The sequence below is a fragment of the Salinirubellus litoreus genome, from assembly GCF_037335815.1.
Lineage (GTDB): Archaea > Halobacteriota > Halobacteria > Halobacteriales > Haloarculaceae > Salinirubellus > Salinirubellus litoreus.
In genome coordinates this window covers 3,435,027-3,460,037 of sequence record NZ_CP147841.1, presented here as the reverse complement: position 1 = coordinate 3,460,037, position 25,011 = coordinate 3,435,027, and the positions used below count along the sequence as shown (strand labels likewise).

Annotated in this window: 27 protein-coding genes; 19 read left to right on the top strand and 8 right to left on the bottom strand. The window is 68.3% G+C overall.

What is annotated here, in order from left to right:
- Positions 1-114: 114 nt before the first annotated feature.
- The 8 genes from WDJ58_RS17260 (at position 115) to WDJ58_RS17225 (ending at position 8,689) form a co-directional block, all read left to right on the top strand.
- Complete coding sequence (locus WDJ58_RS17260; RefSeq protein WP_338914537.1) at positions 115-1,110, top strand: FAS1-like dehydratase domain-containing protein; 996 nt, start codon at positions 115-117, stop codon at positions 1,108-1,110.
- Positions 1,107-1,952: a 5'/3'-nucleotidase SurE gene (surE, locus tag WDJ58_RS17255; protein WP_338914536.1), complete on the top strand. Its 846-nt coding sequence runs from the start codon at positions 1,107-1,109 to the stop codon at positions 1,950-1,952. The genes WDJ58_RS17260 and surE overlap by 4 nt, the downstream gene beginning before the upstream one ends.
- Positions 1,953-2,077: 125 nt before the next feature.
- Positions 2,078-3,022, top strand: coding sequence for a ribonucleoside-diphosphate reductase (locus tag WDJ58_RS17250; protein WP_338914535.1), 945 nt, complete (start codon positions 2,078-2,080; stop codon positions 3,020-3,022).
- Between the two features lie 72 nt (positions 3,023-3,094).
- Positions 3,095-3,895 (top strand): enoyl-CoA hydratase/isomerase family protein, encoded by an 801-nt coding sequence (locus WDJ58_RS17245; protein WP_338914534.1) that lies wholly within the window; start codon positions 3,095-3,097, stop codon positions 3,893-3,895.
- A gap of 143 nt (positions 3,896-4,038) precedes the next feature.
- Positions 4,039-5,568 (top strand): ABC transporter substrate-binding protein, encoded by a 1,530-nt coding sequence (locus tag WDJ58_RS17240; protein ID WP_338914533.1) that lies wholly within the window; start codon positions 4,039-4,041, stop codon positions 5,566-5,568.
- Positions 5,569-5,756: 188 nt separating this feature from the next.
- The gene (locus WDJ58_RS17235; protein WP_380661118.1) at positions 5,757-6,710 is read left to right on the top strand and encodes a carbohydrate ABC transporter permease; all 954 of its coding nucleotides are present in this window, start codon (positions 5,757-5,759) and stop codon (positions 6,708-6,710) included.
- Complete coding sequence (locus WDJ58_RS17230; protein WP_338914531.1) at positions 6,707-7,579, top strand: carbohydrate ABC transporter permease; 873 nt, start codon at positions 6,707-6,709, stop codon at positions 7,577-7,579. The genes WDJ58_RS17235 and WDJ58_RS17230 overlap by 4 nt, the downstream gene beginning before the upstream one ends.
- 18 nt (positions 7,580-7,597) lie before the next feature.
- Positions 7,598-8,689 carry an ABC transporter ATP-binding protein gene (locus tag WDJ58_RS17225; protein WP_338914529.1) on the top strand — a complete coding sequence of 364 codons (1,092 nt, stop codon included), beginning with the start codon at positions 7,598-7,600 and terminating at the stop codon, positions 8,687-8,689.
- Between the two features lie 93 nt (positions 8,690-8,782).
- On the opposite strand, the gene WDJ58_RS17220 is transcribed toward WDJ58_RS17225, so the two are convergent.
- Together WDJ58_RS17220 and WDJ58_RS17215 are read right to left on the bottom strand one after the other, a co-directional pair.
- On the bottom strand, positions 8,783-9,418 hold the full coding sequence (locus tag WDJ58_RS17220) for an RDD family protein (RefSeq protein WP_338914528.1): 636 nt from the start codon (positions 9,416-9,418) through the stop codon (positions 8,783-8,785).
- 45 nt (positions 9,419-9,463) lie between these two features.
- Positions 9,464-9,739, bottom strand: coding sequence for a hypothetical protein (locus WDJ58_RS17215; RefSeq protein ID WP_338914527.1), 276 nt, complete (start codon positions 9,737-9,739; stop codon positions 9,464-9,466).
- A 274-nt stretch (positions 9,740-10,013) separates the two neighbouring features.
- On the opposite strand from WDJ58_RS17215, the gene WDJ58_RS17210 reads away from it, so the two are divergent.
- The 6 genes from WDJ58_RS17210 to WDJ58_RS17185 all read left to right on the top strand — a co-directional run bounded on the left by WDJ58_RS17210 (position 10,014) and on the right by WDJ58_RS17185 (position 16,121).
- Positions 10,014-11,315 carry an MFS transporter gene (locus WDJ58_RS17210; protein WP_338914526.1) on the top strand — a complete coding sequence of 434 codons (1,302 nt, stop codon included), beginning with the start codon at positions 10,014-10,016 and terminating at the stop codon, positions 11,313-11,315.
- Between the two features lie 53 nt (positions 11,316-11,368).
- Complete coding sequence (locus WDJ58_RS17205; RefSeq protein ID WP_338914525.1) at positions 11,369-12,154, top strand: IclR family transcriptional regulator; 786 nt, start codon at positions 11,369-11,371, stop codon at positions 12,152-12,154.
- Between the two features lie 197 nt (positions 12,155-12,351).
- Positions 12,352-12,966, top strand: a complete 615-nt coding sequence (rdfA, locus tag WDJ58_RS17200; protein WP_338914524.1) for a rod-determining factor RdfA — start codon at positions 12,352-12,354, stop codon at positions 12,964-12,966.
- Positions 12,967-12,992: 26 nt separating this feature from the next.
- Entirely contained in the window at positions 12,993-14,951 is a 1,959-nt protein-coding gene (locus WDJ58_RS17195) for an archaea-specific SMC-related protein (RefSeq protein WP_338914523.1), read from the top strand.
- A 289-nt stretch (positions 14,952-15,240) separates the two neighbouring features.
- A complete protein-coding gene (locus WDJ58_RS17190; protein WP_338914522.1) occupies positions 15,241-15,969 on the top strand; it encodes a GNAT family N-acetyltransferase in 729 nt (242 codons plus the stop codon).
- Positions 15,966-16,121: a hypothetical protein gene (locus WDJ58_RS17185; RefSeq protein WP_338914521.1), complete on the top strand. Its 156-nt coding sequence runs from the start codon at positions 15,966-15,968 to the stop codon at positions 16,119-16,121. The genes WDJ58_RS17190 and WDJ58_RS17185 overlap by 4 nt, the downstream gene beginning before the upstream one ends.
- A gap of 334 nt (positions 16,122-16,455) precedes the next feature.
- On the opposite strand, the gene WDJ58_RS17180 is transcribed toward WDJ58_RS17185, so the two are convergent.
- The 4 genes from WDJ58_RS17180 to WDJ58_RS17165 all read right to left on the bottom strand — a co-directional run bounded on the left by WDJ58_RS17180 (position 16,456) and on the right by WDJ58_RS17165 (position 19,158).
- Positions 16,456-16,860 (bottom strand): hypothetical protein, encoded by a 405-nt coding sequence (locus WDJ58_RS17180; protein WP_338914520.1) that lies wholly within the window; start codon positions 16,858-16,860, stop codon positions 16,456-16,458.
- Positions 16,861-17,271: 411 nt separating this feature from the next.
- The gene (locus tag WDJ58_RS17175) at positions 17,272-17,784 is read right to left on the bottom strand and encodes a GNAT family N-acetyltransferase (RefSeq protein ID WP_338914519.1); all 513 of its coding nucleotides are present in this window, start codon (positions 17,782-17,784) and stop codon (positions 17,272-17,274) included.
- The gene (locus tag WDJ58_RS17170; protein ID WP_338914518.1) at positions 17,774-18,508 is read right to left on the bottom strand and encodes a metal-dependent hydrolase; all 735 of its coding nucleotides are present in this window, start codon (positions 18,506-18,508) and stop codon (positions 17,774-17,776) included. Before WDJ58_RS17170 ends, WDJ58_RS17175 begins: the two co-directional genes overlap by 11 nt.
- Positions 18,508-19,158 carry a metal-dependent hydrolase gene (locus WDJ58_RS17165; protein ID WP_338914516.1) on the bottom strand — a complete coding sequence of 217 codons (651 nt, stop codon included), beginning with the start codon at positions 19,156-19,158 and terminating at the stop codon, positions 18,508-18,510. Before WDJ58_RS17165 ends, WDJ58_RS17170 begins: the two co-directional genes overlap by 1 nt.
- A 287-nt stretch (positions 19,159-19,445) precedes the next feature.
- Between WDJ58_RS17165 and WDJ58_RS17160 the strand changes: the two genes are divergently transcribed.
- The 3 genes from WDJ58_RS17160 to WDJ58_RS17150 all read left to right on the top strand — a co-directional run bounded on the left by WDJ58_RS17160 (position 19,446) and on the right by WDJ58_RS17150 (position 21,324).
- Positions 19,446-19,643, top strand: coding sequence for a hypothetical protein (locus tag WDJ58_RS17160; RefSeq protein WP_338914515.1), 198 nt, complete (start codon positions 19,446-19,448; stop codon positions 19,641-19,643).
- A 550-nt stretch (positions 19,644-20,193) separates the two neighbouring features.
- On the top strand, positions 20,194-20,910 hold the full coding sequence (locus WDJ58_RS17155) for a helix-turn-helix domain-containing protein (RefSeq protein ID WP_338914514.1): 717 nt from the start codon (positions 20,194-20,196) through the stop codon (positions 20,908-20,910).
- Positions 20,911-21,108: 198 nt separating this feature from the next.
- The gene (locus WDJ58_RS17150) at positions 21,109-21,324 is read left to right on the top strand and encodes a hypothetical protein (RefSeq protein ID WP_338914513.1); all 216 of its coding nucleotides are present in this window, start codon (positions 21,109-21,111) and stop codon (positions 21,322-21,324) included.
- Between the two features lie 57 nt (positions 21,325-21,381).
- On the opposite strand, the gene coaBC is transcribed toward WDJ58_RS17150, so the two are convergent.
- Positions 21,382-22,545, bottom strand: a complete 1,164-nt coding sequence (coaBC, locus tag WDJ58_RS17145; protein WP_338914512.1) for a bifunctional phosphopantothenoylcysteine decarboxylase/phosphopantothenate--cysteine ligase CoaBC — start codon at positions 22,543-22,545, stop codon at positions 21,382-21,384.
- Between the two features lie 124 nt (positions 22,546-22,669).
- Here coaBC and WDJ58_RS17140 point away from each other — a divergent pair, with 124 nt between their 5' ends.
- The gene (locus WDJ58_RS17140; protein WP_338914511.1) at positions 22,670-23,422 is read left to right on the top strand and encodes an NAD(P)/FAD-dependent oxidoreductase; all 753 of its coding nucleotides are present in this window, start codon (positions 22,670-22,672) and stop codon (positions 23,420-23,422) included.
- Between the two features lie 334 nt (positions 23,423-23,756).
- On the top strand, positions 23,757-24,293 hold the full coding sequence (locus WDJ58_RS17135; RefSeq protein ID WP_338914510.1) for an SRPBCC family protein: 537 nt from the start codon (positions 23,757-23,759) through the stop codon (positions 24,291-24,293).
- Positions 24,294-24,324: 31 nt separating this feature from the next.
- Here the strand turns inward: WDJ58_RS17135 and WDJ58_RS17130 are convergent, their stop codons facing one another.
- On the bottom strand, positions 24,325-24,897 hold the full coding sequence (locus WDJ58_RS17130) for a plastocyanin/azurin family copper-binding protein (RefSeq protein ID WP_338914509.1): 573 nt from the start codon (positions 24,895-24,897) through the stop codon (positions 24,325-24,327).
- Positions 24,898-25,011 lie beyond the last annotated feature (114 nt).

Sequence of the window (25,011 nt, the reverse complement as noted above, 5' to 3'; positions counted from 1 at the left end):
TTCTCCGATCGCCCGAGGGACGGGGGCTCCGGGGGGCGGTTTTATCTCCCTCCCCCCGGCAGGGGGCGGCATGGACACGGACCGGAGACGGGGCCGAACGCGGAGGGTCGGCGAGTGACCGCGACGCTGGACCGACTGGAGTCGATGCTCGACGAGCGCGTCAGGACGGTCGAGGGGTTCACCGTCGAGGCGGGGAAGGTCGAGGAGTTCGCGCGGGCGATCGGCGACGACGACCCCGTGTACCGGGACCCCGAGGTGGCCGCGGCGAGGGGGTTCGAGGCCGTTCCCGCACCTCTCTCGTTCGTTCGGACTACTGACTTCCCCCGGTACCGGACGGGTGAGGGGGTCGATCTCGGGTTCCGTCACGAGCACACGCTCCACGGCGAGCAGGCCTACGAGTACGACCGGCCGCTCGTCGTCGGCGACACGCTCACGGGTGAGACGGCGGTGGTGAACGCCTACGAGCGGGAAGGGTCACGGGGCGGGACGATGACGTTCGCGGAGGTCGAGACCGAGTACCGCGACTCCGGCGGCGAGCGGGTGCTCGTCTCCCGCTCGACCGCTATCGAGACCGGCGGGACGGTCGGCGATTCGGGGGACGGAGACGACGGGCCGACGCCCGCCACCGACGGCGACCTGGGCGAGGACCCCGAGTGGTCCGCGACCGACCGGGCCGCGACCGAGCCGACAGCGCCGACCCCCGCCGAGGCCGGCGACCTCGAGCCCGGGGACTGCGCGCCGACCGTCTCGCTCGGCCCGCTCGACCGTCGGGACTTCGTCCGGTACGCCGGGGCGAGCGGCGACTTCAACCCCATCCACTACGACGAGCCGTACGCCAGGGGGGCGGGCAACCCCTCGGTGTTCGGCCAGGGGATGTTCACCGCCGGGGTGGCGGCCCACGCCGTCTGTGACTGGCTCGGCGTCGGGTCGGTACGGTCGTTCGGGGTCCGGTTTCGTTCCCGGGTGTGGCCGGGGGAGACGCTCACGACGACCGTCGAAGCGACCGACGTCGAGCGGACCGGGGCGGGCGAGCGCGTCGCGGTCGAGCTACGGGTCGACCGCGACGGGGATGAGACGGCCATCACCGGATCGGCGGAGGCGGTACTGTGAGGGTCCTGGTGACGAACGACGACGGCATCGACGCACCGGGGATCCGCGCCCTCGCCGACGCGCTCGCCGAACTCGGCGAGGTGCGGGTGATCGCGCCGGCGCGAAACCAGAGCGCCGTCGGTCGGGGGCTCTCCTACGGGCGGATGGGTCCCGACCGGGGCAACGAGGGCGAGACCGGCCTCGGCGACGGCGAGGACGAGCCGTACACCGTGACCATCCCCCGCGAGGCCCACGAACTCGGTGACGCCGTCCACGGGACGCCCTGTGACTGTGCCATCCTCGGGGTCGGGACGTTCGACCCGGACGTGGTGGTGGCGGGCTGTAACCCGGGGGCGAACCTCGGGGCGCACGTCCTCCCGCGCTCGGGGACCGCGAGCGCCGCCACCGAAGCGGCCTGCCTCGGCGTTCCGGGGGTCGCCGTCTCGATGGACGTCCTCGGGATGGACCGCTCGGCGCTCTCGACTGCCGACTTCGAGCGGGCCTGCGCCGTGGCGGCGAGCGTGGTCGAGCGGGCCGTCGGGAGCGACACCTTCGACGCCGTGGACTACCTGAACCTGAACCTCCCGCGTCCGGACCGCGATCTCGCGGGGATCGCCCTCACGCGACCGACCGAGGAGTACGACATGCACGCCCGTCTCGAGGACGGCCAGTATCGGCTCCACAACCCGCTCTGGGCGGGGATGTCTGCCGGCAACGTTCCCGACCCGGAGGGAACGGACCGGCGGGCACTACTCGACGATCGGGTGAGCCTCTCGCCGTTGTCGCTGCCGTACGCCCGGACCGACGACGCGGTCCTCGACCGGCTCGGCGAGGTGTTCGAGGGCGCGCTCGACGGACTGTAGCGGCCACCGTCTACCGGCAAAACCGTCGGGGGGCTTCGCCGTGGAGCGCGGTGTTCGAGGTAGCTCGCCCGCCGACCGAACGGTCGGTCGGTAACGCTTAGTATCGTTCACGACAGACAGGTGGTATGAACCGGTACAGCGACACGGGCCGTACGATGCGCCTCGATCCCGACTCGTTCGCTTCGGGCTACTTCCGGAACGCGGTCTACCGCCACTGGGACCCCTACCGGGACATCCCAGACGAGCTGCTGGAGCAGGACCGCGAGCGGCTGATCGAGCGAGAACAGACCGAGGCGCAGTTCGACGGGCTGCGGCGGACGCTCGCGCTGTTCGGCGCGGGCGAGGAGGCCGTCACCGAGGACCTCGCGCCGATGTGTATCGCGCTCGACGACGTGGACAAGCAGATGTTCCTCACCTCCCAGCTCTACGAGGAGGCCAAGCACACCGCCTTCTTCGACCGCTACTGGCGCGAGGTGATCGACCCTGTGGCCGAGGCTCACGGGTTCGAGGTGACGCACCCGACCGACGAGCGGTACTTCAACGACTCGTACGTCGAGCTCTTCGACCGGACGGAGGCGGCGATGCACCGGCTGCTGGAGGACGACTCGTCCGAGGCGCTCGCCCGGGCGTACTGCCACTACCACCTCGTGGTCGAATCGGTGCTCGCACAGACCGGCTACTACGGCATCCAGGCGTCCTGGTCGCCCACCGGCCCGGAGGTCGAGCTACCGGGCGAGCCGGTCCACCTGGAGGGGCTCGTCGAGGGGATCACCCGCATCCGGTCCGACGAGGGGCGACACGTCGGCTTCGGGATGCACGAGGTCCAGCGGCTCGTCGCCGAGGAGGGCGTCGACCCCGATATCGTCCAGGAGACCCTCGGGGACCTCCTCCCGCTGGTAGCGGGTATCGTCGACGATCCGGACAACGAGGTCGACTCGACCTACCTGGTCGAGTACGCCACCGAGAAGCTCCAACGCCGCATCGAGATCATCACCGACCGTGAGGCGAAGATCCCACCCATCGAGGAGCTGGTCCACGTCGAGGGCGGTCGCGATGTCTCGGCGGACTGACCTCGCCGTCCCGCGCCCGAGCGAGGCCCCCCGGCCCTCAAGAGTTATGTCACCGGTGGCACAGCCGAGGGTATGCAGGAGTCGTTCGACACCGTACTGGTGGACCACGACGAGGAGAGCGGCGTCGCCACCGTGACGCTGAACCGGCCGGACGCGCTGAACGCCATGAACGCCCAGCTCCGCGAGGACGTGGTGAGCGCCGTCGAGGAGCTCGAATCGCTCGACGCGGACGCCGAGGGGGTCGCGGTCCGGGTGGTCGTGATCGAGGGGGCGGGCGACCGTGCGTTCTCGGCGGGCGCGGACATCACGGAGTTCGGTGGGCGCGGGGCCCGCGTCGGGCCGATGACGAGCATCCAGGACCGACTCCGGGGGTTCGGTGCACCGATCGTGGCGAAGATCGACGGCTACTGTCTCGGCGGCGGGCTCGAACTCGCGTTCGGCTGTGACTTCCGGCTCGCCAGCGAGTCCTCCCGACTGGGGCTCCCCGAGTCGAACCTGGGGATCCTCCCCGGGGCCGGCGGCGCGCAGTACATCGCCCGCATCGCCGGGCCGGCGGTCGCGAAGGAGGTGGCGATGCTGGGCGAGCACCTCCCGGCCGAGCGGGCCGGGGAACTGGGACTGGTCCACCGCGTGTTCGACGACGACTCGTTCGACGAGGAGGTCTCGGCGTTCGTCGGGAAGCTCGCCGGCCAGCCCCCGCTGTCGATGCGTGCCATCAAGGACAGCGTCGATCACGGCCAGCAGGTCCCACTGCGCGAGGCCATCGCGTACGACCGGCGGGTGTTCCCCACGCTGGTCGAGACGGAGGACCACGCCGAGGGGGCGAGGGCGTTCGCCGAGGACGACTACGAGCCGACGTTCGAGGGCCGGTAGACACGGGAGTCCGACCCCGGACCTTCGGCGCAGGCGTCACGAAACCCACGGCTCGCGGCGGTGCCGACGGGAGGCGACCGTGTACGCCGTGCGTCGGCGCGTCCCAAAGCTATAATAATGTAGTTCCCTTTGTGGCGGTCGTCATGGGCGGGAACCAGCAGGACGAAGAGGAACAGATGTTCAGCCGCCGGCGGTGGCTGGCGCTCACGGGGGCCGGCTCGATCGCTGGCCTCGCTGGCTGTGTCGGTGGCGACGGTGGCGGTGGTGGTGACGGCGGTGACGGTGGTAATGGCGATGGCGGCGGTGGGGACGGTGGCGATGGCGGCGGGGGTAGCACCAGCGACGGCGGCGGGAGCGGGACGCCGGACCCGGCCGAGCTACCGCCGGTTCACGTCCTCACCGACTACAACAACGAGGCCTGGCAGACCCAGTGGGAGGACGAACTCGTACCGGGGTTCACCGACGAGACCGGTATCGAGGTCGAGATGGAGTACTCCGGGATGTCCGGCTCTCAGGAGAACCGGCTGGCGACGCTCATCCAGTCCGGCGACCCGCCGGGGATGAACACCTCGACGTTCGACCAGGTGGCCGACCTCTGGGCGTCGGACCAGCTCGCGGAGGTGACCGAGGTCGTCGACCAGGTCCAGTCCGTATCCGGCGAACTCATCTCCTCGCCGCTTACCCAGGACGACAAACTCTGGCAGGTGTCCCACGGCTACTACACCTCCGTCTTCCACTACCGGCAGGACGTCTACGACGAACTGGGTCTAGAGGTCCCCGACAGTATCGAGGGGATGATCGAGAACGCGCGGGTCATCGACGAGTCAGATCTGGACATCCGGGGGTACGGCCTGGCGGGACAGAAGACCGGGAAGGCACAGGACGAGTTCCACGTGTTCCTCAACAACATGGGCACCTCGGCAATCGGCCTCCGCTGGAAGGACGGCGAGGTCGGCGGCGAACTCGAGGTCCACTACCCCGAGGAGGAGGTGACACAGCTCCTCGAGTACTTCCAGGAACTCGCGCAGTACTCCCCGGACCCGACCGGGATCGGGTGGAGTGCGTCACTCGGTGACTGGGCCGGCGGCCGCTTCGCCCAGCAGTACAACCTGAACATGTGGCCGGCGGGCGTTGCGGCGAGCGCCGAGGTCGATCAGATCGCGAAGAACACCGGGGTCGCGCCACTGCCGCGCTGGAAAGAGGGTGGCATCGACAAGAGCAACAACTGGCAGTACAACCCGACTCCGGACGGCCACCACGTGTTCGCCAACTCGGAGAACCCAGTCGGGACCAAGAAGTTCCTTCAGTACGTCTACGGCGACGAAATATCCCGGACGGCGGAGCTCTACGAGGCCGAGCCGACGCGGTTCCTTCCGAACTACGAGGACGTCATCGGGAGCGACACCTACCAGAACTTCGACTACTGGGAGGATTACCCGAGCCACCTTGAGGGGCTAGAGTACTGTCAGAACACTATCGTCGAGGACTACTACGGCAACGTGCCGGAGTCGAACTTCACCACGTCTCCCGTAGCGCTGTACGTCGAACGATTCTTCTTCCCGGCGGAGATGATCAACATGGTCGTCACCGGGTCGAGCCCACAGGAGGCCTACGAGTACGGCCTGGGCAAGCTCGAACAGCGGTTCCAGGAGGGGATGGAACGGTTCGGATAGCCCGTCGGCCCGGGCCCCCGAGTCCCGGCCCCCGGACGATGCGCCGGGCCGCCACGCGGTCACCTCCTCCGCGAGGGATTCGCGTCGCGGGTCGACCACACCGGGCGTCGGCACACCTGGGGTCCAACAGGGGTGCGACCAGTGGGATTGATATGCCTGCGAGCAAACGTCACGTTAGACCGTAACACATGGCCAGTGAAACGATGGACGCCGACCGGAGACGGGACGGGGTGCTACCGTTGCACCGCCTCCCGGTGGACGGGGAGACCCTGAGCGGTGCGGCGGCGGTGTTCCCCGTCATCGTCCTGTACTTCCTCATCGCGATACTCCCGGTGTCGTTCGCGGTGTACGCCTCGCTCTACGAGATCCCACTGTTGAACCCCAACTGGGAGTTCGTGGGTCTGGCGAACTACGTGGAGGTGCTCACCATCGACCGGTTCTGGGGGTCGCTGTGGACCGGCGTGGTCTACATGGTCGGAAGCACGCTGTTCCAGCTGGTGGTCGGACTCTGGCTAGCGCTCGTGCTCAACCGGATCACGCGGTTCCAGAAGGTCCTGACCGCCGTCATCTTCACCGCCTACCTCATCCCGACGATCATCGTCGCGCTCGTCTCGCTGTTCATGTTCGACCAGGCCATCGGGGTCTTCCACATCGTCGGCTCCGAGTGGCTCGGCCTGTGGGACCCCAAGAACTACGCGCTCGGGTCGAAGACGTGGGCGATGCCGCTGCTCGTCCTCATCGGTTCCTGGAAGTTCGCAGTGTTCATTACCATCTTCGCGCTCGCACAGCTCCGGGCCATCCCCTCGCGGTTCTACGAGGCGGCGAAGGTCTGCGGGGCGAACAAGTGGCAGATGTTCCGCGACATCACCCTTCCCCGGATCCAGGGGGTCATCCTCGTCGCGGTGCTGCTCCGTTCGATCTTCATGTTCAACAAGTTCGACATCATCTGGATCCTCACGCAGGGAGGTCCGGGGTTCGCGACCACCACCCTGCCCATCCTCGCCTACCGCGAGGCGTTCGTCGGCGGGAGCTACGGCCTCGGTAACGCGATGGCCGTCGTGATGTTCGTCTTCCTGGCGATGGGTGCGATCGCCTACTTCAAGCTGTTCAACCCGAGCGAGGAGGTGGAGACGTCTACATGAGCACCAAGGACGGTACCAGCGGCGTGTTCGGTCTCGAGTTCAGCACCGAGGACCGCCTGTTCCGCATCGTGCTCGGGATCAGCGGCGTCATCATGTTCGTCGTCGGGATGTTCCCCATCTACTGGATGGCCCAGAGCTCGTTCAAGACGCGCCAGGCAATCCTCGAGAGCATGACGGCGTTCCCCACCCTCGATGGGTTCACGCTGTCCAACTACGCGATACTCACCAGTTCGGACGTCTCGCTGTACATCATCAACACGGGCATCGTCACGCTGGGGACGATCATCCTGGTGGTCATCGTCTCACTGATCGCCGGCTACGGGCTGGCGCGGTTCGACTTCCCGCACAAGGAGAACTTCGCCCGGTTCCTGCTGTTCGGGTACATGTTCAGCCCGATCGTGCTGGGGCTCCCGCTCTACCTCATCTGGAAGCAGATCGGGCTGCTCAACACCAGGATCGGACTGATCGTCGCGCTGACGGCCATCTCGATGCCGTTCTCGGTCTGGCTCATGTGGAAGTACATGCAGACGATCCCGCGCTCGATGGAGGAGAGCGCCTGGGTCGTCGGAGCCTCGCGGTGGCGGGGGTTCCGCGACGTCGTGATCCCGCAGAGCCAGCCGGCGATCATCGCGGCGGCGCTGTTCGCGTTCGCGCTCGCGTGGAACGACTTCACGTTCGCCCAGATACTGCTCCCGCAGAACGAGGCGACGACGTTCGCGCCGGGCGTGTTCAGACTCATCACGCAGGGGTACGACACCTCGTGGGCGGACATCATGGCGGTCTCGATGATGATGACCGTGCCGCCGATGCTGTTCGCGTACTTCCTGCAGAGCTACCTGCTGAAGGGCTTCCAGATACGGTCCCTGTAACCACACTACCACCACACAATGGTCGACGTCAACATCCAGAATCTGACACGAGTGTTCCAGGACGGCGCGGACGAGATAGTCGCGGTCGACGGGATCGACCTGCACATCGAGGACGGCGAGTTCGTCACGCTCGTCGGGCCCTCGGGATGCGGGAAGACCACCACGCTGCGGTGTGTGGCGGGACTCGACATCCCGACCGACGGGACGATCACCTTCGGCGACCGCGACGTGACCGAACTGCCGGTCCAGGACCGCAACATCGCGCTCCTGTTCCAGGACATCGCGCTCTACCCGCACATGAGCGTCCGCGACAACATCGCCTACGGGCTGAAGATCGCGGGCGTCTCCCGAGACGAGCGGTACAAGCGGGTCGAGGAGGCCGCCGAACTCCTGCAGATCACCGACCAGCTGAACAAGAGCCCGGCGGACCTCTCGGGCGGGCAGCAGCAGCGGGTCGCGCTCGGGCGCTCGCTGGTCCGGGACCCGGAGGTGTTCCTGTTCGACGAGCCGATGAGCGACCTCGACGCCAAGCTCAAGCGCGAGCTCCGCCCGGTCGTCCAGCGCATCACCGAGGAGATCGGCTGTCCCACGCTCTACGTCACCCACGACCAGGAGGAGGCGATGACGATGTCCGACCGGGTCGCGGTGATGAACGAGGGCAACCTGGAGCAGGTCGGCCCGCCGAAGGACGTGTACGACGAGCCACGGACGGAGTTCGTCGGTGGGTTCATCGGTCAGCCGAACACCCAGTTCTTCGACGGTCACGTCGCCTCTGCCAACGGTCGGGCGAGCCTCGAGGTCGGATCGCACGACCTCTCGCTGCCGATGACGGTCGACCAGCTCGACGGCTACGTGGGGCGTGACGTCCGCGTCGGTATCCGGCCGCAGTACTTCAGGGTCACGAACGATCCGGGTGAGGGGATCCCCGCCCAGCACGTCCTCGACGAGCCGCTGGGCGACGAGACCCACAGCTTCTTCGAGACGGAGTTCGGCGAGCTCGTCGTCGTCACCGACTCCGACTTCGAGGGCGAGCGCCGGGAGTACGGGCTCGTCATCGACGCCGAGGAGGCCCAGCTGTTCGATCCCGAATCGGGCGTCAGGATCGCCTGAGTCCGGTCCGACCGCTACTCGGAGTTATTCCGCCTCGACCCGTCCCGCTTCGATTCCGCTCTCACTGTCGCGATTCCGTTCCCGTTTTCGACCCTATCCCTCTCGCTCCCGCTCCGGCGGCGAGCCGTCGTCCGTTCCTTCCGGCTCTCCGCGCCGTCCGACGAGTTCCGCGACCGCCGAGAGGTGGCTGGCCTCCTCGCCGGCCGTCGCTCTGACGACGACCGTCCCCGCGAGGTGATCGCCGACGCGCCGGCCGCCGGTGAGGAGCGCGACGACGGCCCCGAGCACGAGCGGCGGCACGCCGAGCAGGTCGACGTACCGGAGGAGGTTCCGGACCGCACAGGCCCGGACACCGGGGTCCTCGCCACCCTCGGTGACGACCAGCAGTCCCCGGTTGACCTTCCCCGGGGTCCGACCGTAGCGCCACTCGAAGGCGAACGAGTACGTGAGGTAGAGCGGCGCGAGGACGAGGACCGACCCGATCGCGATGGCCCCGGCGCGTGCCTCGAACGAACGCCTGAGGAGTACGCTCGCCGCGTAGAGGACGGGGAGTTCGAGCAGGACGTAACAGATGAGGAGATCGACGAGGGCGGCGGCACCCCGGGCGAGCAGGACGCGCGCCTCGCCGGCGGTCCCCATCGCCGGTGCCGGTCGGTAGCGCGTGGGGAGCAGGCCGTCGAAGAGCCGGTCGATCATCCCCGGGTCACTGTCGGTGGGGATGGTCGTCATCCCTCGACGCGGCGCGTCCCCGCTGGCGGAGTGCGGTGTCCGTGCTCACGCCATCTCGATGTCGGAGTAGAGCGTCACGAGGGTGTAGCCGAGGATGCCGACGGTGAAGAGGGCGAACGCCGTCGCGTCCGTCGTCCAGGTGTCGTTGATGCCGTAGAGGAACCAGGCCGTCAGGGCGGTGACCGCGATGGTCGCCCAGTTCTTCCAGCGCTTGGTGACCTGCCGGACCGCCTGCTGGAGGTCGCTCTCGGCCTCGAACGACAGCTCGGTCTCCTCCTTGCCGAGCGAGACGCCCTCCATCGAACTCCGTTCCGGTGACATGGCCCTACGGGTGGGTGGAAAGCGAACCATATGAAGCTATGGCCCGCGGTGTCGAGCCGCGATCGTTCGACGTTCGCTCGACGGCGTCCCGTGTCCGGGGAGTTCCTGCCGTGTCCGGAAGCTACTTGCTCGACGAGTCGGAACGCCGACGCATGGCACGGGCGTCGACCGTCGGCACGTCGGGTTCGGGGACACTCGGGACGTCCCCCGCGGACGACCGGCGGTACGGAGCGCCCACCGGGACCCCGCTGGGGCGCGAGGTGGACCGGTAGTCGTGGACGGGGAGTCGACGACCGAACGGACGTACTCCGACGCGCAGGTGCGGACCGTGGCGCTGGCGGTCACCACGGGGGTGTTCTTCGGCGGGATCGCCACCGGCGTCGCCTTCCCGACGCTCCCGCTGCTCGACGACCTGCTCGGTATCAGCGCGGTGATGCTCGGTATCATCCTCTCGGCGAACCGGTTCTCCCGGCTTCCGATGAACGCGCCCGCGGGGACCGTCGTGGACCGTATCGGCGCGCGCCGGCCGATGATCGCCGGGCTGTTCGTCCAGGGGCTCGCCCCGTTCGGCTACGTCCTCGGCCTCCACGTCCCGGCCGGGACGTTCGTCGTCGCGCCGGGGATCGGCCCGGTGTCGAACGCCGCCGCGGTCTTCCTCGCCGCCCGGATGGCCTGGGGGGTCGGTAGCGCGTTCGTCTTCATCGGCGCGTTCACGACCGTGACGAGCGTCACCACCCAGGAGAACCGGGGGCGCTGGCTCGGCTACATGCGCGGCGGACAGTCGCTCGGCTTCCCGACCGGACTGGTCGTCGGTGGGGTGGTCTCGGACGTCGTGAGCTTCGAGGCGGCGTTCCTGCTCGCGGGCGTCCTCGCCGGACTCGCGGGCGTCATCGGCTACCGCGTGCTCCCGGACGTCCGCCCGGAGACCGGCGGCCGGACGCGGCTCCGGGACATCCCCGGGATGGTTCGTCGCGAGCCCCGCGTCCTCCCCATCGGGGTCGGGAACACGACCATCCGGTTCGTCTTCGGGGGCGTCCTGCTGGCGACCGTGGCCAAGTACGCCGAGGCCACCGGGGCGACCCTCTCGACGCTCGAGGCGACCGGCATCTCGGGGGTGGTGCTGGCAGTCGGGGTGCTCTCGGCCAGCGGGTCGACGCTCCTCGCCGGTCGGATCTCGGATCGGCTCTCGAACCGGGCGCTCCTGCTGTTCCCGACGTTCGGCGCGATGGCCGTCGGCCTCCTCGTGTTGGCGAGCCTGCCGACGCTCGCGGGGATGTTCCTCGGCACGGCGCTCGTCGGCTTCGGGTCCGGGGGGTCGGGCCCGACGCTGCTCGCCATCCTCGGGGACATCACGCCGGGCGACGAGGTCGGTCGGATGGGCGGCGTCTACAACATCCTCGGCGACGCGGGGCTCACCCTCGGCCCGCTCCTCGCCGTACCGATGGTCGACGTCTGGTTCGGCTTCGGGACGACCTACGCCATCTGCGCCGGCGGTGTGGGGCTCGCACTGTTGCTGTCGGCGCTCCCGCTGGTCCGGGACGGTGGGCTCGCCTCCCCGTCGCTCCGCTCGTCCTGATCCGTTCGACCCAGTCGAACAAGGATTAAGAGAAGTCGACGGGAAGGGAGAGTATGGGATCGGACGAACCCGCCGGACGGACGCTGGAGGCCGTCGAGAAGGCGTTCGACGTGGTCGAAACCCTCTGGGAGATGGAGGGTGCCGGGGTGACGGCGGTGGCGGAGGCGCTCGACCTGCCGAAGAGCACGGTCCACGCCCACCTGCGGACGCTCGAATCGAACGGCTACGTGGTCAACGACGGCGGCGAGTACCGACTCGGCTTGCGGTTCCTGACCTTCGGCGAGTTCGTCCGACGGGCCGAGCCGCTGTTCCACGCGGCCCGCCAGCCGATCGACGACCTGGCCGAGCGGACCGGCGAGCGCGCGCTCTGCATGACCGAACAGAACGGGCTCGGGATGGTCCTCTACGTTGGGACCGGGACACGCTCGCTCACCGGCGACGTGACCGTCGGGACGTCGGTCTACCACCACTGTTCGGCCGGTGGGAAGGCGATGATGGCCCACTACCCGCGCGAGCGCGTCGACGCCATCGTGGACCGGTGGGGACTGCCGGCGTTCACCGACGAGACGATCACCGACCGCGAGACCCTGCTCGACGAACTGGCGACCGTACGCGAGGAGGGGATCGCGTTCAATCGCGAGGAGTACCTGCGCGGGGTTCTCGCCGTTGGCGTCCCCATCTTCGACGCCACCGAGTCGGTCTGCGGTGCCGTCACCCTCGCGGGACCGGTCCGTCGACTCTACAGCGAGCGAGAGCCCGAAGCGCTCCACGACGCGCTCCTCGCCACGGCGAACACCATCGAGGTGAACCTGGTCGTGGCGGACGGTCGTTCGACCTGATCGAACGAATGTGTGGCGGGCCCCGGCTCCTGACGACCGGAATCGAGCGGATGCCGTTCCCGTGATCGGAACCGTTCCGCTACTGCCCGGTATCGAGGGACGTGACCGGGGGCTGGCGTGCTTCCCTGGATGCGTGCCCGATTCGACCGAACCGAACGACCGAATCTTTTACGGTCGTACGTCAGTAATACACCCCGATGGCTGGAACCGAGGGTGACGGGTCGGCGGCGTGCTGCAAGGTGGGCCGGACGGCGGCCCGCTACGAGCTGGAGGGACTGGACGAGGAGCTCGCGGAGCGATGGGGCGGGGACGGGGACTCGGTCGGCGTCAGGGAGCTCGCCGCGGAGGTGAACCGGCGCGTACTGGCCGAGGCGATGCGCGAGGCCGGGCTGGACCCGCTCGACGGGGAGCCCGAGAACCTGCTCCGCCTGCTGACCGGGGACGTCCCGGCGGGCCGTCGACTGGACACCAGACGCCGGCTCGAGCGACAGGACGTCGACGTCGACGCCGTTCTCTCGGATACCGTCTCCCACCAGACGGTCTACAACCACCTCCGGGGCTGTCTCGACGTCTCGAAGGGAGCCGACGGCGACCGCCTCGAACGCCGGGGATCGACGCTCTACGCCCTCCGGAACCGGACGGAGACGGTGACCCGAGAGACACTGGCGTCGCTACGCGACGGCGGCGAACTCGACCTCGACGGGTTCGACGTCATCGTCGACGTCCGGGTGGTCTGTGAGTCCTGCGGCCGGTCGCGGGACCTGGCGACGCTCATCGAGGCCGGCGGCTGTGAGTGCGGGACGAGTTATTGAAATACCGGTGTGCCGAACGGGGAGGCATGACCGGAGTGGAGGCAGTGGGGACCAAGATCTCCCTCAGTGTTCGCGCCGTGGGTGGCATCGACGAGGCGACGGTCGAGTTCGGACCGGGCGTGAACGTGCTGGCGGGGCGGAACGCCACGAACCGAACCTCGCTCCTGCGTGCCCTGATGGCCGCGCTCGGCAGCGACGACGTCTCGCTCAAGGCCGACGCGGACGAGGGATCGGTCGAACTGGTTCTCGACGGGGAGACGTACACCCGACGGCTGGTCCGGCGGGCCGACGGGGTCGCCCTCGAGGGCGACCCCTACCTCGCCGACGACGAGGTGGACTACGCCGAGTGCTTCGCCTTCCTGCTCGAGACCAACGACGCCCGGCAGGCCGTCCTCTCCGGCGGTCGTGACCTGCGGCGGGTACTGTTGCGGCCCGTCGACACGGACGCGATCGAGCGCGAACTCCGCGAGCGCGTCGAGGAACGCCGGGGGGTCGACGCCGAACTCGAACGGCTCGATGACGCCACGGATCGGCTCGAACGCGCACGCGAACGGCGGGACGAGCTGGCCGCCGAACTCGAAACCCAGCGCGAGCGCCGGCAGGAGCTGCAGGCGGAGATGGACGCCGGGGACGCCGGTGGGAGGATGGACGGCGAGCGGGGGGAGCTGCTCGACGAACTGAACGCCGTCCGGAGCGAGCTCGGGGAGACACGGTATCGTCTCGAGACGGCGCGCGAAGGGCTCGAGGTGGCCCGCGAGGAGCGCGAACGGCTCCGTGACGAACTGGACGGGATCGACGTCCCCGCCGAGAGCCGCCTCGAGGAGATCGACGACCGGATCGAGGAACTCCGGTCGCACCGCCGCGAACTCGACGGCCTCGTCAACCGGCTCTCCACCGTCGTCGGGTTCAACGAGCGCATGCTTGAGGGCGAGAACGGCCTCCGTGAGCTGATGCGCGAGAACGAGGAGTCGGACCGGGCCGTGGACGCCGACGGCGGGGCGGTCACCGACGGCCTGCTCCCCGACGAGACCACCGTCTGCTGGACCTGCGGGGCCGAGACGACCGCCGACGATATCGGCGACACGCTCGATCGGCTGCGCGAGATCGCGAGCGAGAAGCGGGCCGAGCGCGCGGCCGTCACCGACGAACTGGAGTCGCTGGTCGACGAGCGCGACGACCTCGACGCGCGCCGACGGGAGCGCGACGACCTCGAGGAGCGGCTGGCCGACGCCGAGTCCGACGTCGAGGAGCGGGAGGCACGCGCGGAGCGGCTCGAGACGACGCTCGACGAACAGGAGACCCGGCTCGCCGAGCTGGAGTCGGAGCTGGAGCGCCTGGAGGCCGACCGCGACGACACCCTCGCCGAACACCAGCGCGAGGCGACCGACCTCGAGTTCGAGATCGGCCGGCTCTCCTCGGAGCTCGAGGACGCCGAGGCCACGGTCGAGGAGCTCGAAGACCAGGTCGAGCGCGAGTCGGAACTCCGTGAGCGCCGCGAGACGCTGACCGGGGAGATCGAGTCGCTCCGGACCCGGATCGAGACCGTCGAGCGCGACGCTGTCGAGTCGTTCAACGAGCACGCCGAGGAGCTCCTCGACGCACTCGAGTACGACAACATCGAGCGGATCTGGCTCGAACGGCGTGAGCCGGAGGGGCCCCGTGATCCGACCGACCGCGGGGAGTTCGACCTCCACGTCGTCCGCCGGACGGACGAGGGCGTCGTCTACGAGGACACCGTCGAGCACCTGAGCGAGTCCGAGCGCGAGGTGACGGGACTGGTCTTTGCCCTCGCCGGCTACCTCACCCACGAGGTCCACGAGCGGATGCCGTTCGTCCTGCTCGACTCCCTCGAGTCGATCGACTCCGAGCGCATCGCGCGGCTCGTCGACCACTTCGCCGACTACGCCCCGTCGGTCGTCGTCGCGCTCCTGCCCGAGGACGCGGCGGCGCTCCCCGACGGATACGAGCGTATCGATTCGATATAAATGATTGAATCATCTCCCAGCTCGCTCGGATAGTGAGGAACGGTTCCTTCGATCGCTGAGGCGATTTGAAACGATAACGTCGATCGAAGTACGGCGTACTTCGACAGATGGCACGGAGTGATGGGAGGACGATCCTCGATCGAGATCGGGTTCTCTCGTGGGTTCTCTGGTCGTCTGGGACGACTCCTCGGCACACTCTCTATTCTAATTACTTCTAAATCCTGTTCCTTGTGGGCGGAGGGAGGATACCCGTCGCGAGCGGGTCGCCACCGCTCGCCGGGATGACCGCGTGACACGTTCGCACGGCGAGGCAACCTACTTCACCGTCCACCGCCTGCGCCCGCACATGTCCCGGTCCTCGGAGGCCCGCGTCGAGCCGTTCCCCCGGGTTCTGACGACCGATCGGCTCCGGCTCGTCGCGGCGGACACGGCGTCGGTCGACCCGTTCGAGCTGTACGAGCACTGCCGGGAGGGCGCGCCGGGGATCGAGCGGGTGACCCGTTACCTCACCTGGGAGCCGTACGGGACGGTGAACGAGGCGTTCGAGTTCCTCGACGCCTGCGAGTCCGACTTCGAGTCGGGCGAGGCCGCCCACTACGCGGTGTTCGTCGGCTGCGAGCCCGAAGCAGGTGAGTTCGCCGGGATGGCCGGGCTGGGCGTCGAATGGGACCGCCGGCTGGGGACGCTCGGGACGTGGTTTCGGGAGCCGTTCTGGGGCCGGGGCTACTCGGGTGAGCGCGCCCGCGCCCTGATGCGCGTCGCCTTCGACCGGCTCGGCCTCGAAGCCGTCGCGGTCACCTGCCACGCCGAGAACGAGAAGTCCCGTCGAGCGATCCGAAAGTACGTCGATGCGGCGGGGGGCCGCGAGGAGGGACTCCTCCGCAATCACACCCGGTATCCGGACGGCGTGGCCGACTCGTACCGGTTCTCCGTCACCCGCGAGGAGTGGGCGGCGAACCTCGGTCCCGGAAGCGGGGTGACGAGCTCCGACACGGACGGCGCTGACGGGGAGGGATGACCGACTGTCACCTGCGGGTCGTCGGGATCGGCCGACTCCGATCCGAACCGCTCCACGAGGCCGATCCCCACGACGACTACCGGCTCCGGCGCGGCCGGCCGCCCAGGTGTACGCGTACGTTCCACGCGATGCCGGGGCGGTCCGTCGGGTGAAGTAGCCCGGCGATCGGCCGATCGAGTACGGGCCGAATCCGTGTCAGGATCGGGCCTCTCCGAACGCGGATCACGTAGCGCCGTCGTCCTCGGTGGTCGCAGGAGCCGTCCGCCGGCACAGTGTTCGGTAGTCACGGCCCCTTCGAGACGGCTTTCCGAACCTCTCCGTTCGATCGAACGGTCCCCTCTGCTACAGGTCGTGATTCCGGCTCAGGTACACGACCGCTACTCCCGCGACCGCGACACCGAGCGCCACGAACAGCATCGGCACGAAGAACTCGCCGAGCGCCCCGCCACCGCTGCCACTCGCCGAACTTCCCCCGCTCCCGGATACTTAGCTCCCGAGTATGACGAACGAGGTCACGAACATCGCGACCTGGCCGAGGAAGATCCCGACACCCACCGTCGCGTACGTCTGTACGTTCGACTCTCGCAGACCGTCGGACACTCGGGGGGCGAGGCTGACTGCTATCGGAACCCCGACGAGCGCGACGAAGACGACCGAGATGATCAGAAACACGCCAGTGATGAACTGCGAACCGATATCCGAGCCGCCACCCCCGAACGCGTCGATCGTAAAGAATCCCGCGACCCCGATACTGATCCCCGCGATCGTGTACACCGCGACGATATTCAGGAGCGTGCTCCGGAGATCGACCTCGGTGAAGATCTCCGTGAACACGCCGGTTCCCGACTCCCCTATCGCTCTTCGCTCTTCGACTTCGTTCTTCTCCGACATCAGTACGGACTGAACTGTCGGCAATTGATAAAGACGGGTCGTAGATCAGTTACTGTGCTCGGAAGCGAGTCGTCGGGAGCCACGAGGCTGGGGACGTGCCGTCTCTCGCCGGACGGACCACTCCCTCGGTTCCGAGGTCCAGTACGGCTCGAACCGGATCCCCGGGCGTTCACAGGACGGTCGGCCGCCCCTACCCCGGGACCGACAGGACGTCGGTCGACCTCTGATGGATCGGGATCGAAGCTCGCTGTTCCTGGCTCTCCCACGATCCCTGCGGCGGGACGGCCGACGGCCTCGATCCGGTGTGCTCTACTGACGGCCACGGACGGATCGGGGCGAGCGCCCCCGTGACACCACCGCGGGAACGTTCCCCTCGACGCCTGCTACTGCGGTCGCTCGGAGGTAGTGCCCTCAGAGATCTCGGGCGACCATCTCGCCCCAGTGGGTGAACCCGTACCGATCGTAGAACGCCCGCGCCCGCTCGTTCTCGCGGTCGACGTCCAGCACCAGCCGGTCGAGCGGTAGCTCCTGTCCGCGGGCGTGCTCGACCGCCCGCTCCATCAGGTCGTCCGCGAGGCCCGTTCCCCGGCGGTCGGGACGGACGTACACCTCGTTGACGACCGCGGCGTCCCAGACGAACGCGAGCCGCTCGGGGAGGACGAAGAGGTAGCCGTCGAGATCGGCGTTCTCGGCCCCGATCGCGTTCTCGCCGGCCTCGGCGACGAACACGCAGTTCTCGTCGGCCACACACCGGTCGACCCACGCGAGGTACCGCTCCCGATACGTCGAATCCAGTTTCCCCTCGTACGCCGACTCCTTCTCCTCGCCTCCGCCTGCCCCGAGTTCGAGTTCGAACGCTCGCTTCAGCGCCCACAGTTCATCGCGGTCCCGCCCCGGGTCGTACGCGCGTATCTCAGTCGTCATCGTTCGGGAGCGTCTCGGGCCCCCCACGCGGCTCTTTCGATCCGAGCGCGAGCGGCGACTCCGCCCACCGGAGCTTCAGGACCGTCACGACGAGGCCCGTGAGCGTGAGCGTCACCTGCCAGCCGGCGTAGACGATCGGAAACGTCCGCTCGACGTCCGGCGACTCGCGGCCCTCCGTCGGGTCGACGCCGGTCGCGACACGGTACTCCCGGGTCGAGCCCTTCTGACCGACGTCGACCGTCCCACCTCCGCCGGCCCCACCCGCCGACCCCTCGGGGGGACGGACCTCGACGAACGTCTGGACGAACCCTCCCGTGGACCGCCACTCGACGGAGCCGGTGAACGCGTAGAACTGGTCGACGAGCGGGTAGAGGAGGTTGACGCCGCTCGCGCCGAACAGATCGAGCCCGATCCCGGAGACGACGACGGCGACGAGTGAGACCCACACGATCCGGACGCCGCGGTCGCCGTATCGATCGTGGAATCGCGAGCGGTCGGCCAGACGCGTGTCCGCGTAGAGGAGTGCCCCGGCGAGTCCCGGGAGGAGGAGGCTGTGGAAGGCGGCGCGGTGGGTGTTCGCGACGCCGAGCGAGACGAACGCGTCGAGGTCGAGGAACGCGACCGCGCCGACGACCACGACGAGGGCTCGCCGGTCGTACGCCGGGCCGAGCAGCGCCGCCGCGAGCAGGAGGGCGAACCCGACGTGGACGACCGTCGAGGGCACTACCGTTCACCCCGTCCGCCGAGTCGCTTCCGGACGAGCAGGACGGCCGGGGTCGCCGCGACCAGCAGGAGCTGCCAGCCGCTCTGGACGATCGCCGAGGTTCGGGGGTCCGATCCCGTGTTCCCGCAGCCCGGCTGCCAGAGACTCGGTTTGCAGAAGTACGGGTAGCGGCCCCGCTGGCCGACGTAGTGGGTCCACCGGCCGTCGGGATCGTAGCTGTAGAACGTCTGGACGAACCCCTCCGTCGTGGAGTACTCGAGCTTCCCCACGAGCGAGTAGTACATGGTGCCCGCTGGCCATACCGGGTTCGCGGCGTCGAGGTTCAGCAGGTCGAGTCCCGTCCCCGCGAGCGCGTACGCGAGGACCGCGACCCACGCGATCCGAACCCCCGCGGGGCCGTACCGTCCCGAGAGCCACGGGGCCTCCCGGCGGGCGTCGTAGTAGAGGAGGGCCGCCGCCCCCGCTGGGATCAGGAGGGTGTGGAGGAGGGCCCCGTGAGCACCGGGGAACAGCAGCGCGAGCGGAGCGTCGAGGTCGGGGAGCGCGGCCGCCCCGACGACGACGGCGACCGCGCGCGCGGAGAACGCCCGGTCGAGGAGCGCGGCGGCGAGCAGCCCCCCGAGCGCGGCGTGCACGAGGGTCGGTGGCATGGGCCGGTGTCGGGGATCGGGGGGCATAAACTTCGTCGTCCTTCAACCGAGTCCTCCCGAACGGCTCCGTCGAATCTCTCGACACCCGACAGGAATCGCGTGCTGGATACAGAGGATGTAGTCAGCACGGTAGACATATTTGTTTCATAACGAATTTTATGAACTGAACACTCAATGCGGATGCGTATTGAACACGGACCGCGGACTATCACTCAATTAATCAAAAATTGAAAATGCGTGAAAATCTTCGCATTTAATCTGTGTTCAGAACACATATATAGCAACCTATGACAGAGAACAGCGTTCCAGAAGATGCCCACCGTGACGATCCTGTTTCTGCCAATGAGGACGTTGCCCGACTCCGGCTCCAACTCAAAGACTACTCTCTGGAGCAATTAGAGGCCATTGGGTTAGTCGAATGGGACAGAGAAGCCAATATAGTACGTAAAGGTCAATATTTTGGGGATAAGAAGTTTCCTGAATAAAGTGGGCAAGCAGGATGATACGTGGCTCCTCAATATTAATCGAATTGACTCTGTCGACCACCTACTCTTTAGACACAACCCCACATGGAAGAGTCGTTCGCTGAAGAACGCAGATCAAACCCCCCTGGTGTATAACGCCCAATTAGTATCCTCCTGTGCAACAATGGGTCATTGATGGAGAGACAAGGACCGACAACGGAAGAAGAACTCCGTCAAGTTCTGGGTGAAACCATCCAACAGGCATATAATAATGGTGTAAACCTGAACGATGGTGCATATCTACTTCGACATGATAATCCAGATATGCCAGACTTTGAACTCATGCTCTTTCAACTGAAATCGTAGCGAATCGGAGCAGAGCCCCGTCGCCGCTCACAGTGTGCTGTTCATCACCTATCCTGATCGATTCTACTGACTTACTCTGACCGAAGTAGCGTGCGAGATATGCGCTGTGGGTTCAGCACGCCTGCCGATATCTATCAGTACTCGATGATCTTCCGGAAAGGCTCTCGAACGGGAGTGTTTTGCCGGTCGGCCCACTCCGGACCCCATGAGCGAGCGCGAGCGCGACCCGCGGGGGGAACTCGGCGAGAAGATCGCCGGCGAGGTGGCGCTCTCCGACGACCCCGGCGCGACCATCCGCAAGTGGCGCACGGAGTTCGACGTCTCCCAGACGACGCTGGCCGACGAACTGGGGGTCTCGGCGTCGGTCGTCTCTGACTACGAGAGCGGCCGGCGGGCCTCGCCGGGGATCGGGTTCGTCCGGCGGGTCGTCGAGGGGCTGCTCGACATCGACGAGCGCCGGGGCGGCGGCCGCATCCGACAGCACGCCCGCGTCATCTCGGCGGGGTTCGAGTCCGACATCGTCCACGACCTCCGGGAGTACGCGGCGACGATCCCGCTATCGCGGTTCTACGACGCCATCGACGCCACCGAGGTCGCGGAGGGCACCGCGACGACGATCGCGGGCCACACCGTCATCGACAGCATCGAGGCCATCACCCGCCTCTCAAGCGAGGAGTTCTACCGGCTCTACGGCCAGTCCACGAACCGGGCGCTCGTGTTCACCGCCGTCTCCCGGGGGGAGTCGCCGCTCGTCGCCATGCGCGTCGTGACCCCGACACCGAGCGCCGTCGTCCTCCACGGGATGACCCCCGAGTCGCTCTGGGAGCACGCGCCGAAACTCGCCCGCGTCGACGGGTTCGCGCTCGCGGTGACGGACCTCCCGCTGTCGGAGATGCTCGAACGGCTCCGTGACCTGCCGTAACCCCTCGTCACGCCGGACCGTTCCCGCGCCGTCAATGTGGGGTCCGGGTCGCCACGCGGAACGGTCAACGGGGAGGTCCGCTCCGGAACGGGGTCCCGGAAGTCACAACCATCGGACCCGTCCGAATCCGTCGCGGACTCGTCGTGATCCCGAGGATTGAACGGTGCGAGCGACAACGAGGGATCGTATGGGGACGCGATGATCGAACCGGGGACCCTGCTCTTCTGCTCGATCGGGCTGGCGATGGCGATCTGGCCGTACCGGCTCGCGAAGCTCGGGGAGCAGCGGCGGGCACGAGCCCGGAAACCCCCCAGAGGCTCGATGGAGCCGACCGACCGGAACGTCACGCTCACTCGCTTCGGCGGTATCGGGATGGTCGCGTTCGGGCTACTGATCCAGTTCGGCCCCGCGTGAGCTTCTCGGTCGCTCGGGGACGAGTCGGCGGGGCTTCTGGACGCTCCTGGTATCTCCTCACTCCGCCAGCTCCCCTGCCAGCTCCTCGGCGACGAGCCGTCCCAGGTCCGACTTCGACCCCTCGAACTCCGTGGTCGAGTCGGCGCGGACGAGCACGACCCGGGTCCCCTCCCCGCCCATCACCTCGGCGTGGTTGCCGACGACGAACGCCAGCCCCGCGCGATCGAGCGTCTCGCGGGCGCGATCGACCAGCGCTTCCTCCCCGCCCTCGGTCTCGGCCTTGAAGCCGACGATCGACAGGTCGGGGTGGGCGTCCCGAACCGAGTCGATGAGCTTCGGCGTCGGGGAGAGTTCGAGCGTACGCTCCTCCCCCGACTTGATCTTCTCGTCGCTCGCCTCCACCGTGTAGTCCGAGATGGCCGCCGCGGAGACGAGCGCGTCGGCGTTGTGCTCCTCGACCGCCGTCGAGACCGCGTCGAGCATCTCGGCGGCCGACTCGACCCGCCTGACCGCCGCGTACCCCACGCCGGGGCCGTCGTGGACGAGCACCACCTCGGCACCGGCGACGTGGCAGGCCCGCGCGACCGCCCGACCCGTCTTCCCCGACGAGCGGTTCGTCAGCACCCGGATGGGGTCGATGCGCTCGCTCGTCGCGCCCGAGGTGACCACGACGGTCCGTCCATCGAGCGGGTCCGGCGTCGCCCGCCTCGCCGTCTCGGTGACGATGTCCGCCTCCGTCGCTATCTTCGCCTTCCCCTCCTCGATCCGGGGGTCGACGAACGTCACGCCCCACTCGTCCAGTCGCTCGATGGACGCCAGAACGCCCGGATGGTCGTACATCGGCTCGTGCATCGCGGGGGCGATCACGACCGGGACGTCCGCGCCGAGCGCGGTCGTGGCGGTGGTCGTGACGGGCGTGTCGTCGATGGCCGCGGCCATCTTCCCCACCGTGTTGGCGGTGGCCGGCGCGACCAGGAGGACGTCCGCCCACCCCTCGCGCCCGCAGAGTTCGACGTGTTCCACTCGCCCCGTAATCTCCGTGACGACGTCGTTCTCGGTGGCGAACTCGACGGCCCAGGGGTGGATTATCCCGGTGGCCGCCCCGGTCAGCACCGCGCGGACCGTCGCGCCCTCCCGGCGGAGTTCGTGGGCGAGTTCGACCGTCTTCACCGCCGCGATGGACCCCGACACGGCCAGCGCGACGTTCACGCCCTCCAGCATGGTCCGGAGTGAGTCGCCCCACTATATCAACCCACGGACGCGGTGGCGGCGGACGGTCACCGCCGATCCGCTCGGCCGTGCCCGATCCCAAACGCTTAGCGCCTCCCGCGGAGAGGGGTCGGCCATGTCCGAACCCAGCGTGAACGACTACGACGTGATCATCGTCGGGGGCGGTGTCGCGGGGCTGTCCGCGAGCGTCTTCACCGCCCGGCACGGCCTCGACACCGCGGTGCTCTCCTCGGGAGGGTCGCTCCTCCGGCGCAACGCCCACCTCGAGAACTACCCCGGGTTCCCGGGCGGCGTCGACGCGCGGCTCCTCCTCGACATGATGACGGACCAGGCCGAGCGGAACGGCTGTGAGACCTACGAGGCGGAGGTGACACGGGTCGATCGCTCGGGGGCGGACACCGAACCGGGGTTCACCGTCGAGACAGCCTCCGGGAGCGAATGGACGGCCGAGTACGTCGTCGCGGCCACGAAGAACACCACCGACTACCTCGAGGGCCTCGACGGGATCGAATTCGTCGAGCGGGGCAAGACGTTCGTCGTGACCGACCGATCCGGTCGGACGGGCGTTCCCGGGCTGTACGCCGCCGGTCGGATGACCGAGAAACCGCACCAGGCGATCGTCGCCGCCGGCCACGGCGCGGAGGTCGCCGTCACCCTCCTGGAGGACGACGACGGCCCGTTCTACCACGACTGGGTGGCCCCGACGGGGTACTTCACCGGACGTGGCCGTGACGTCCCGCCCGGGTGTGAGGAGATCGACGAGGACGAGCACCGCCACCGCGAGCGGGAGTCGATGGCGGTCGTGCGGGAGTACTTCGCCGAACCCCACCCCGAGACGCCCGAGCAGCACCCGAGCGTCGAGGAGTGAGCCGGCCGCCCCGGTCGGGCCGGTCGCACGTCGGCGTCTCGATCGGGGCTAAACTGCCTGCCCCCGCTACTGCACTACTGGATCGACGCCATCCGGGCGTTCGCCGGGGGCCATCCTCGCCTCGCTCGCGGGCGAGATCTACCCCGACGCCTACCAGGAGGCGGGCCCCTACATCACCCTGGCGACCGCGGTGGGGTTCCTCGTCACCTTCCTCCTGTAGCCGTTCCGGGATCCCCCTCCCGGGTGGACAGCGCCTCCGGCCTTCGGACGGGGAGCGGGAAGCGGGGGGACCGTTCCCGGAAGTTTCAGGTTCCGACCGCCCGAACACGGGGTCGTGAGCCGGGACGCAGTCGAGGTGAGCACCGTCGTCTACCTCCCGCCCGAGGAGGTGTACGAGTTCCTCATCGACTTCCCGCGGTACGCGAACTACTCGGAGCACCTGACCGAGGTCCGCCAGCACGGCGACGGCGGGCCGGGCTCGGAGTACGAACTCGTGTTCGAGTGGTGGAAGCTCAGGTACGCCGCCCGGTCGCGGGTGGAGGCGGTCGACCCGCCGGATCGCATCGACTGGCGGGTCATCAAGGACATCGACGCCGCGGGGTTCTGGTCGGTCGAGGAGGTCCCCGAGGAAGCCCCACCGGACCGCGAGACCGCCTCGCAGGTGACGTTCCGCGTCGACTTCCACCCCGAGTCGGTCGACTCGGACACGCTGAACCTCCCGCGGTTCGTCAGCCTCTCGTGGGTGATCGAACGGGTGAAGCCGAAGATAGAATCCGAGGCCCAGCGGATCGTCCGGCGGATCGTCGCCGACCTGGAGGGGGAGTCACGGGACGTCGACCTCGAGGTACGCTCGGCACCCGACACGCTCTGACGGGCCGGCCGACGAAGTCCGCGCCGCGCCGTTACTCCTCGTCGTTCCCGTAGTCCCCGCCGTACCGCATGAAGAAGTACGCGAGCCCCAGCGTCGAGAGCATCCCGAAGCCGGTCGCGATGCCGAGGGTCCGGGCGCTCCCGGGGATCGGCGGCGGTCCGCTACCGCCGCTCTCGTTGCCGCCGCCTCCTCCACCTCCACCGCTTCCACCGACGACGACCTCGCCGACCATCCCGGACGTCCGGTGGGGCTGGCAGTAGTAGGCGTACGTCCCCTCCGTCTCGAAGGTGAACTCGTACTCGTGGCCCGTGTCGTAGGTGGTGTTGGCGTCGCCCTCCGTGCCCTCCCAGTTCGCGCCCTCGGGCTGGCTCTCCACGACGATGTTGTGGAGGTCCGACTCCCAGACCCAGTGGACGGTGTCGCCGGGGGCGATGTTCACCGTCGCCGGTTCGAAGACGAGGCTCCCGTCCGGTCCGACGGCGACCTCCGTCGTGCTCTGCCCGGCCGCGGTCCCGGCGCTCGCGCCCGCCGCGCCGGCGGCCGCCGCCGCACCGGTGGCCGTCCGCATGAACCTCCGTCGGCTCACCGAATCCTCCGAGCTCATAGGCTTCCCTAGCCGGCACCCCCTAGTGAATATGTTGATTCCGACCGCGGCGTCCGATCCGGGTCGATCCGTGGACGAACCGCCGATCCCACGAGGTTCCCGTTCCGGTCGCCG

Bases quoted from the DNA above. Each gene is read 5' to 3' on its own strand.
- WDJ58_RS17165 (WP_338914516.1), bottom strand. From the start codon at position 19,158: ATGCCACCGACCCTCGTGCACGCCGCGCTCGGGGGGCTGCTCGCCGCC.
- WDJ58_RS17140 (WP_338914511.1), top strand. From the start codon at position 22,670: ATGTCCGAACCCAGCGTGAACGACTACGACGTGATCATCGTCGGGGGC.
- WDJ58_RS17220 (WP_338914528.1), bottom strand. From the start codon at position 9,418: ATGACGACCATCCCCACCGACAGTGACCCGGGGATGATCGACCGGCTC.
- WDJ58_RS17155 (WP_338914514.1), top strand. From the start codon at position 20,194: ATGAGCGAGCGCGAGCGCGACCCGCGGGGGGAACTCGGCGAGAAGATC.
- WDJ58_RS17245 (WP_338914534.1), top strand. From the start codon at position 3,095: ATGCAGGAGTCGTTCGACACCGTACTGGTGGACCACGACGAGGAGAGC.
- rdfA (WP_338914524.1), top strand. From the start codon at position 12,352: ATGGCTGGAACCGAGGGTGACGGGTCGGCGGCGTGCTGCAAGGTGGGC.
- WDJ58_RS17130 (WP_338914509.1), bottom strand. From the start codon at position 24,897: ATGAGCTCGGAGGATTCGGTGAGCCGACGGAGGTTCATGCGGACGGCC.
- WDJ58_RS17150 (WP_338914513.1), top strand. From the start codon at position 21,109: ATGATCGAACCGGGGACCCTGCTCTTCTGCTCGATCGGGCTGGCGATG.
- WDJ58_RS17175 (WP_338914519.1), bottom strand. From the start codon at position 17,784: ATGACGACTGAGATACGCGCGTACGACCCGGGGCGGGACCGCGATGAA.
- WDJ58_RS17195 (WP_338914523.1), top strand. From the start codon at position 12,993: ATGACCGGAGTGGAGGCAGTGGGGACCAAGATCTCCCTCAGTGTTCGC.
- WDJ58_RS17185 (WP_338914521.1), top strand. From the start codon at position 15,966: ATGACCGACTGTCACCTGCGGGTCGTCGGGATCGGCCGACTCCGATCC.
- WDJ58_RS17225 (WP_338914529.1), top strand. From the start codon at position 7,598: ATGGTCGACGTCAACATCCAGAATCTGACACGAGTGTTCCAGGACGGC.
- coaBC (WP_338914512.1), bottom strand. From the start codon at position 22,545: ATGCTGGAGGGCGTGAACGTCGCGCTGGCCGTGTCGGGGTCCATCGCG.
- WDJ58_RS17240 (WP_338914533.1), top strand. From the start codon at position 4,039: ATGGGCGGGAACCAGCAGGACGAAGAGGAACAGATGTTCAGCCGCCGG.
- WDJ58_RS17205 (WP_338914525.1), top strand. From the start codon at position 11,369: ATGGGATCGGACGAACCCGCCGGACGGACGCTGGAGGCCGTCGAGAAG.
- WDJ58_RS17160 (WP_338914515.1), top strand. From the start codon at position 19,446: ATGACAGAGAACAGCGTTCCAGAAGATGCCCACCGTGACGATCCTGTT.
- WDJ58_RS17215 (WP_338914527.1), bottom strand. From the start codon at position 9,739: ATGTCACCGGAACGGAGTTCGATGGAGGGCGTCTCGCTCGGCAAGGAG.
- WDJ58_RS17235 (WP_380661118.1), top strand. From the start codon at position 5,757: ATGGCCAGTGAAACGATGGACGCCGACCGGAGACGGGACGGGGTGCTA.
- WDJ58_RS17230 (WP_338914531.1), top strand. From the start codon at position 6,707: ATGAGCACCAAGGACGGTACCAGCGGCGTGTTCGGTCTCGAGTTCAGC.
- WDJ58_RS17180 (WP_338914520.1), bottom strand. From the start codon at position 16,860: ATGTCGGAGAAGAACGAAGTCGAAGAGCGAAGAGCGATAGGGGAGTCG.
- WDJ58_RS17250 (WP_338914535.1), top strand. From the start codon at position 2,078: ATGAACCGGTACAGCGACACGGGCCGTACGATGCGCCTCGATCCCGAC.